Raw genomic sequence first — 7,365 nt, 5'->3', positions numbered from 1 at the left:
TTCTGCAGGAGAAAAGCAGGTCTTGGGAGTTTAAAATTCCTCTAGCATTTCCAGCAGGGATTCCAGTTGCAGGGCTCTCTGTTGCGTCAGGTCCAGAACTTCGCTGGCTCTTATTGGTTGCCACATGGTGCCTTGAGCCTTCCCGTAAGTGGCATCAATCAAGGCTATTTCCTTTTCTTTGAAGAGAACCCATTGCCGTTGGGCAGTGATTAAACTGGTTTTGGCTGCCGGGTCTAATTTTGCCAGCAGGCTTTTATAGGTGGTGTTCAGTTTGGTGTCCCATTCCTTAAGTGCGGCATAGGTGCAGTTGCACATACCAGCAGTGGTTTGGTTTTCCTGTTTGTCAAGGCACTTGGTTAGGTTTATTTCAATTGGGTCTTGCTTTGTTTTTTCTTGCGCAATCGCAGAACCAGAAAAAGCAAGGATCAATAGCAGCAGGGCCGGTGAAAACTGTTTGTAATTCATAACTGACAACGAACGACCAATTACTGCACCTGCGTTTTGTCTACGCGCTTAGGGGTTTTCTTGCCTTGCACGAAGTCTTTGGCGCCCATAGCCACGGCTTTGATCATGTTGGTCATGTGGGCCATGTCCAGGCTTTCTACTTCATCATTCACAGAGTGATAGAGTTTGTCCTGATCTATTTGCACGGAGGAAATGGTGTGGGCCGGAACGCCTAGACGCGCCAAGGTGGCGTTGTCTGAGCGGTAGAACAGGTTCTGGCTGGGGTACGGGTCTGGGTGGAAACTGTACGGCGTGCCTTTTACCGCCTGTTGCAGCAGCGTCCCGAAATCTGATTTCTCAAAGCCGGTGATGTAGGCGCTGTTAGGGCCGAACTTAGAGCCTTTGCCAATCATCTCAATGTTGAACATGGCGACAATCTCATCGGGGTTCAGTTGCTGGGAGAAGTACTGGGAACCGAAGCCGCCGATCTCCTCGGCTGTGAAGGCCACAAAAATGAGGGTGCGCTCGGGCTTGGGTTGCTTTTTGAAGTGCTTGGCCAGGGTAATCACGGCGGTGGTGCCCGAAGCATCGTCATCGGCGCCGTTGGCGATGGAGTCACCGGCTACCGGTTTCATGACGCCAATGTGGTCATAATGGCCCGAGAACACCACGAACTCGTTGGCGCGTTTGCCCGGAATCATGCCCGCTACGTTGGTCAAAGGCATTTCCTCCACCTCGTTTTTAATTTCGATGTTGAAAGATGTTACCTCCGTAAGCGGCGAAAGCACGAAGATGAGCGTGTTGCCTTTTCCTAGTTCCATGACCGGTCTGGGCTGACGGAAAGACCCGGCATAACGCTTGAACATTTCCTGATGCTTGGGATGCACCACTACCAGTACGTCTTTGCCCACCTTGCGGGCGGCGGTCAGGCCTTGTCTGAAATCATCATTCTCCCCAATGAACACCGGCTGGGGCGCTTTTTCTTCCCATTCAAACTTGCGGTGCACGGTGCTGTAAAAGAACTCGTCGGGGTTGAGGGACTGCTTGTTGAGGGTGACATCGGCTTTGCCTGGTTTTAGGGCGTACATTTTGAAATCCTGCCGGAAATCTGTGTCACCAGTCAAAGGCTTCAGCCCGATGGTCTTGAACTCATTGGAAATGAATTCGGCGGCTTTCTCAATGCCGGGCGTAAACGTCTGGCGGCCCATCATGTCATCGGCGGCCAGGGTCTTGATGATGCGGGTTACGTCTTTTTGTTGGATGTCTTTCTGCGCGAAAACGGCTGTGAAAGGCAGCAATGAAAGGCAGAGGGTAAAGGCTTTCTTAAGAATCATAGGCTTGGCGAAGGTGAGAGATCAACTGGAATATAGGGTAAATATACTTTCTTCTGTAGAAAATACCCTATACGGTTGCCTTTTGAACAGAATCGTTCATTTTATGGCTGTTTTATCTGAACAAGGCGTAAACTGGGGTGAGAATAGAGGTGTTTATAAGTCTGATTCTGCTGGCATGTTTTGTTCATTGGTAGGGCGGCTTTCTTCCTGGGCAATGGCTTCTTCCTCGCCTTTCACCTCAACGCCATAGTCGCCCAGCACATCTTCAATGTAGAGCATTTTCACCAATACCATCATGACTGCCACCATGGGTACGGCCAAAAGCAAACCCCAGGCACCGGCAATAAGCCCCAGTACCAACTGGCCCATAATGGTTAGAATAGGAGGGAGGTCAATGATCCGTTTCTGAACCAAAGGGGTAAGCACATATCCTTCCAGACTCTGGAGCCCCACAAAGAATAGAATAACGGTAAAGGCCTTGCCGGGATCCTGCACCAACGCCAGTGCTACGGCTGGTAATCCGGCAATGAAAGGGCCTATGTTGGGAATAAACTCCATGAGGCCGGCAAACACGCCCAGCAACAGGGGTAACGGAACACCTATGATCCACAGACCCAGGCTGGTAAGGGTGCCTATCACAGCCATGGCCAGTAAGGTGCCTTTGAGCCAGCCCCACAACGTGTAACGCAGCACATGAATGACTTCCCGGGCCCGGGAACGACGGGTTTTGGGCACCAGCCGTACCAAGCCATTGGCGCTTTCCTGCGGCGAGATGGCCAGGTAAATGCCTATGACCAATAATATTAAGATGTTGGCCAGGGCTCCAAATGTGCTGTAGAAAACAGAAAAGGCATTTTTCATGGTTGAACCTTGGTCCTTAAGCAATTTCTCTGGGGAGGAAATCTGCTTCAGTAACTGCTCTCCGTAAGGCAAAGACGAAACCTGTGCTTTTAACTTATCTAAGGTAGCCGGAAGGCTTTGGCGTAGCTCTTCGCCTTGTTTAGATAAGCTGGGACCCAAATACATAGAGAAACCTACCAGCAAGGCTAGCAACAATAAACAGACTACCCCTAAAGACCACTTGTATGGCAGCTTCAGGTGCCTGTGCAGGAAACTGCTAAGACCATGTAGGAAAATGCCAAACAAGATGGCGGCAAAAAATACAAGTAATACTTGAAACGCCAGTTTGATCAAGGTGTAACCCAAAAAGAGCACTGTCACAAGAAGTGCCACTATTAATACTTTGCGGAGGAACACCTGCAGGTGTTCCCGCTTATTTGAGTTAGGAGGGACAGACGTTAGCATAGCTACGGAGATTGGTGAAAAGCTCAGGTTATGAGTAGTCTTACGTAAATGAAACCAAGCTTGCTATATAGTAGTCATAACATGTTTCTGTAAAATATCTTTAGCTAGGTCTGGAGCCGAAGTTTCAAAAAAATAGAAGAAAAGTTAGAAGGGAACGCAACTATTCGGGCGCGTTTGCGCTAAAATGAATTCGCCGCTCAAGCAAGGCGGCAAGCCATAGCGGTTTGCTTTGGTAACGAAACGATCTAAAAATCTAACTTTTAAAAAATTATGGAAAATCAATTCAACAACCAACCAGGTTCTGCTGCACAAGATGCTACTTCTTATTCACAAGATTCAGCACAGAACTCATCCAGCAATCAAGGAAAAGGCGGCATGATGGGAGCCCTTAGCAACATCCAAATGCCACAGTCTGTAAAAGACCTGGGAACTACTGTTTCCCGTTCTTACAGCGGCATGAGCACTACACAAAAAGTGTTGGGTGGCGCTGCCCTTCTGGGTGCCTCTTACTGGGTAGCCAGCAACCAAGGCTGGATTGGACAAGCGAAAATGCCGAAGCTTGGCAAATCTGGTAAGAAAAACAAAGCTTCTAAAAACCAGCATACTTCTGATCAGCATTCTTCTGACCAGTACAATTCTTAATTCTTCTAAGAATTCTTGAAAACTAACTGAAAACAGGAACGCCGCATTTAACGCTTCCTCCTTTTTAGAAACTAGTTTCCAGAAACAAAAAAGCCGAACACGCTACGTGTTCGGCTTTTTTGTTTCTGTGAAGAGGGAGCACTTAGCTTCTGCCGCGTCCTCCGCCAGATGAATTTCTGTTGTTACCACCCTGGCGCTGGTCTGGTCTGCCGCCGCTGTTCTGGCCAGACGAAGATGACCGACGTTGATCTGGGCGTCTGCTGCCTGGAGCACCTCCGCCTCTGGGGCCTCGGTTTTGTCCGCCGTTGCCACCACCAGCACTTCTTGCTTTATCAGTGGCTTTTCCGCCGGCTAGTGGTAGTTTGGCGTAATCTGCGTGATAAGGCTGTTCTTCCTCTACAGGAATAGTCTGCTTGGTGAGGCGTTCAATATCACGCAGGTATGGAAGCTCAGTGTCATCGCAGAAAGAGAGGGCCATCCCTTCGGCACCCGCCCGCCCGGTACGGCCAATGCGGTGTACGTAGGTCTCAGGTTCATTAGGAAGGTCTATGTTGATGACGTGCGTTAAGTCGTCTACGTCAATGCCGCGGGCCGCAATATCAGTCGCTACCAGGGCCTTCAGCTCGTTGTTCTTGAACTGGGTGAGGGCCTTCACGCGGGTGCTTTGGGCCTTGTCGCCGTGAATGGACTGCGCCGAAATACCTGCTTTGGAAAGTTCTTTGGCAATGCGGTCTGCGCCGTGCTTGGTGCGCGAGAAAACTAGTGCGCGTTGAATCTCATCGCCTTTCAGCAGGTGTTTCAACAAAGCACGCTTGTAGGTTTTCTCCACAAAGTATACTTTCTGGGCAATTTTCTCAGCGGTGCTGGAAACCGGGGTCACTTCTACATACACCGGGTCGCGCAGAATGCTGGAAGAAAGTTTCTGGATTTCCTGCGGCATGGTGGCCGAGAACAGCAGGGTCTGGCGGTTGGTAGGAATCTGGGCAATCACTTTGCGCACGTCATGGATAAAGCCCATGTCCAGCATACGGTCGGCCTCATCCAGGATGAAGGTTTCTATGTGCTTCAGAGATAGCAATCCCTGGTTCATTAAGTCCAGCAGACGGCCCGGGGTTGCCACCACAATGTCAACGCCCCTTTTGATTTGTTCTACCTGCGGTACCTGGCCAACGCCGCCAAATACTACCGTGTATTTTATTTTGGTATATCGGCCGTAGGCCTGAATGCTATCGCCAATCTGCAATGCCAACTCACGGGTAGGAGTTAATATAAGCGCTCTGATGGCTTTGGCCGGATGCGCCGGACCCGCCTCATGCAAACGCTGCAACAAGGGTAAGCTGAACGCCGCGGTTTTACCAGTCCCGGTTTGGGCACAGCCTAACAGGTCATCGCCGTTTAAGACCGGCGGTATGGCTTGTTCCTGAATAGGGGTAGGGTTGGTATATCCCTCTTCCTGCAGGGCTTGCAAGAGAGGTTCTATTAAATTGAGTTCTGAAAAAGTCATTAGGAAGAATAATGGCCGTACGTGTTTGGCCAGACATGAATAATAAGATACCAAGCTGGCACCTATCCTTAGAAGACACAAAGATAGGCAAAAAGATTCAGTCTCATTTTTAGCCTGTTTTAGGCAGAATGCGTCCAAAACAGGTTTCTGGTCTTATCTGGTTCTGGTACGGGGCAACCTTCGCGTATAAAAACGGTTTAACCCATGTAAGAAAAGCACAAGTTAGTAAACCGAAAAGCGCGTAAAATCAGAAGATTATGGAACTTGAAACCACTCCCAAACGGAATAAAACCACTAAAAAGGCTTCAAAGAAAAGATTGAACAAATGGCTGAGAACGGGCATTAGTGGATTGGCCGGGGCTCTTGCCGTTACCCTGGTGCATGAAAGTGTGCGCAGGTTTTACCCCAATGCCCCGCGCATGGACATTCTGGGCATGCGGGCCATTGCCAAAGGCTTGCGCTACGCCGGCCAGACTCCGCCGGACGATGACAAACTGCACACCTGGTCTTTGGTAGGCGATATTGTCTCCAATAGCTTGTACTACAGCTTAACCGGAACCGGCAAGAAAGCCTGGTGGCGCGGGACTATCTTGGGAGCTGTTGCCGGTGTGGGCGGCGTTGTTCTACCCGGCCCCATGGGCTTAGGCGTGGCTCCAAGCGCCAGAACCAAGCAAACCCAGGCCCTCACTATTGGCTACTATTTGTTGGCCGGTGTAGTGGCTGGCGGCGTGGCCCAGTGGCTGCGGAAGGTGAAGGTGTAAGGATAGTTTGTAATCATTAACGGAAGCCGTTTCGGGGTTGCTTTTCTAAATGCAGCCCTGAAACGGCTTCTGCTATTTAGTGCCTTAAGGATGCAAATAGAAGAGAATCTAATTTTTTATCGATATTCAGTAAATACATATTGCTTATCAATTTAAATACCTCTACCTTGATGTTGTTCTAAAAGCAAATATCATGAAAAAGAATCTTTTGTTAGGAGTAGCCTTGGGGTGGCAAAGTTGATGTCCGTGCTATTAGCACTAATTGTGGTTGCCTTTATTTCTCTATTTGTGCATTGGCACATAAGTCCTACTTCTTATGAGAGTGTAATGGTAGACATGAAAACGAAGAACTTCTTCTACTCTAATGTGATAGGAGAAGGAAAGGCTATTCCTGAAGATGTTATTAAAGAAGAGGTGACAAAGACCGGTAACACTACAACTAAAATCAAAAGATCAATGATGGTGGGATCAGAGGAAAGGAATATGGGGAACAAGGTGCATTTACACCAAGTGCAAAGAAGCTCGCTTTATTATCTCTATGCACAGAAGTTAGCCCTTTTGCTCCTGCTGTTTCTCATTACATTAGAGGTTTCAAAGGTGATACGGTCAGTTCGGCAGTTAGAAACCTTTCGTGCCAATAATACCCGATCATTCAGAAAAATCGGGTTTATGTGTTTTGGCTTGTCTTTGGTGCAGTGGTTTAATTTTATTAGTGCTAATAACAACACCCATATTTCCTTTTCTATGGAATTGGAGCCATTGATGTTCATGCTGGTAGCCTTTCTTTTAGCCGAAATCTTCAAAGAAGGCAATAAACTGTTTGAGCAAGATCAACTCACTATTTAGCCGCCCTTCATGCCGATTATTGTGAATGTAGACGTGATGATGGCCCGCCGTAAAATGTCTTTAAATGAACTGTCAGAACGGGTAGGTATTACCAATGCGAACTTATCTGTGCTCAAAACCGGTAAGGCCAAAGCTGTCCGCTTTTCTACCTTAGAAGCTATCTGTCAAGTATTAGATTGCCAACCCGGCGATATTCTGGAATTCAAACCAGAGTAGTTGGGACAAATAATACAGTGACTCAAAAGCCATTTAGGGGCTACTTTCAAGAAAGTAGCCCCTAAATGGCTTTTGAGTCACTGTATTCTGAGAAATCAATGTTTCTTACCCGAGCCGCTTTTCTTGCCGCCGTCTTGCTTGTTCACCGTGGCCCAGGCGCGTTTTTCGGCTTCTTCTTCACTAACGCCACGTTTCTCGTAACTTTCCTCTATGTGTTCGGCCTGGCGTTTCTGTTTGTCTGTGTAGGCAGATTTGTCTCCCTGGGGCATAGAATCTCCTTTCTGGTTGAGGTGAAACATAGCAGCTTTTACGA

Annotated in this window: 9 protein-coding genes; 4 read left to right on the top strand and 5 right to left on the bottom strand. The window is 48.4% G+C overall.

Features of this window, described 5'->3' with window-relative positions; all coding sequences use genetic code 11:
* Window positions 1-30: 30 nt before the first annotated feature.
* The 3 genes from ACY0JR_RS05090 to ACY0JR_RS05080 all read right to left on the bottom strand — a co-directional run bounded on the left by ACY0JR_RS05090 (window position 31) and on the right by ACY0JR_RS05080 (window position 3,083).
* Window positions 31-465 (bottom strand): lysozyme inhibitor LprI family protein, encoded by a 435-nt coding sequence (locus ACY0JR_RS05090; RefSeq protein ID WP_462632856.1) that lies wholly within the window; start codon window positions 463-465, stop codon window positions 31-33.
* A gap of 20 nt (window positions 466-485) precedes the next feature.
* A complete protein-coding gene (locus ACY0JR_RS05085) occupies window positions 486-1,778 on the bottom strand; it encodes a M20/M25/M40 family metallo-hydrolase (RefSeq protein ID WP_462632855.1) in 1,293 nt (430 codons plus the stop codon).
* A gap of 153 nt (window positions 1,779-1,931) precedes the next feature.
* The gene (locus ACY0JR_RS05080; protein ID WP_462632854.1) at window positions 1,932-3,083 is read right to left on the bottom strand and encodes an AI-2E family transporter; all 1,152 of its coding nucleotides are present in this window, start codon (window positions 3,081-3,083) and stop codon (window positions 1,932-1,934) included.
* Window positions 3,084-3,353: 270 nt separating this feature from the next.
* On the opposite strand from ACY0JR_RS05080, the gene ACY0JR_RS05075 reads away from it, so the two are divergent.
* Window positions 3,354-3,725, top strand: coding sequence for a hypothetical protein (locus tag ACY0JR_RS05075; protein WP_462632853.1), 372 nt, complete (start codon window positions 3,354-3,356; stop codon window positions 3,723-3,725).
* 142 nt (window positions 3,726-3,867) lie between these two features.
* Here ACY0JR_RS05075 and ACY0JR_RS05070 read toward each other — a convergent pair whose 3' ends face one another.
* Window positions 3,868-5,229 carry a DEAD/DEAH box helicase gene (locus ACY0JR_RS05070; RefSeq protein WP_462632852.1) on the bottom strand — a complete coding sequence of 454 codons (1,362 nt, stop codon included), beginning with the start codon at window positions 5,227-5,229 and terminating at the stop codon, window positions 3,868-3,870.
* 257 nt (window positions 5,230-5,486) lie between these two features.
* Between ACY0JR_RS05070 and ACY0JR_RS05065 the strand changes: the two genes are divergently transcribed.
* From ACY0JR_RS05065 to ACY0JR_RS05055, 3 genes are all read left to right on the top strand, one after another.
* Complete coding sequence (locus ACY0JR_RS05065) at window positions 5,487-5,990, top strand: hypothetical protein (protein ID WP_462632851.1); 504 nt, start codon at window positions 5,487-5,489, stop codon at window positions 5,988-5,990.
* Window positions 5,991-6,326: 336 nt separating this feature from the next.
* Window positions 6,327-6,836 carry a DUF2975 domain-containing protein gene (locus ACY0JR_RS05060; protein ID WP_462632850.1) on the top strand — a complete coding sequence of 170 codons (510 nt, stop codon included), beginning with the start codon at window positions 6,327-6,329 and terminating at the stop codon, window positions 6,834-6,836.
* Window positions 6,837-6,845: 9 nt separating this feature from the next.
* Window positions 6,846-7,052, top strand: coding sequence for a helix-turn-helix domain-containing protein (locus tag ACY0JR_RS05055; RefSeq protein ID WP_462632849.1), 207 nt, complete (start codon window positions 6,846-6,848; stop codon window positions 7,050-7,052).
* Between the two features lie 95 nt (window positions 7,053-7,147).
* On the opposite strand, the gene ACY0JR_RS05050 is transcribed toward ACY0JR_RS05055, so the two are convergent.
* The gene (locus ACY0JR_RS05050; RefSeq protein WP_462632848.1) at window positions 7,148-7,351 is read right to left on the bottom strand and encodes a hypothetical protein; all 204 of its coding nucleotides are present in this window, start codon (window positions 7,349-7,351) and stop codon (window positions 7,148-7,150) included.
* Between the last annotated feature and the right edge of the window lie 14 nt (window positions 7,352-7,365).

The organism is Rufibacter sp. JT3400010, from assembly GCF_054956755.1.
This window is presented reverse-complemented; position numbering and strand designations above follow the sequence as displayed.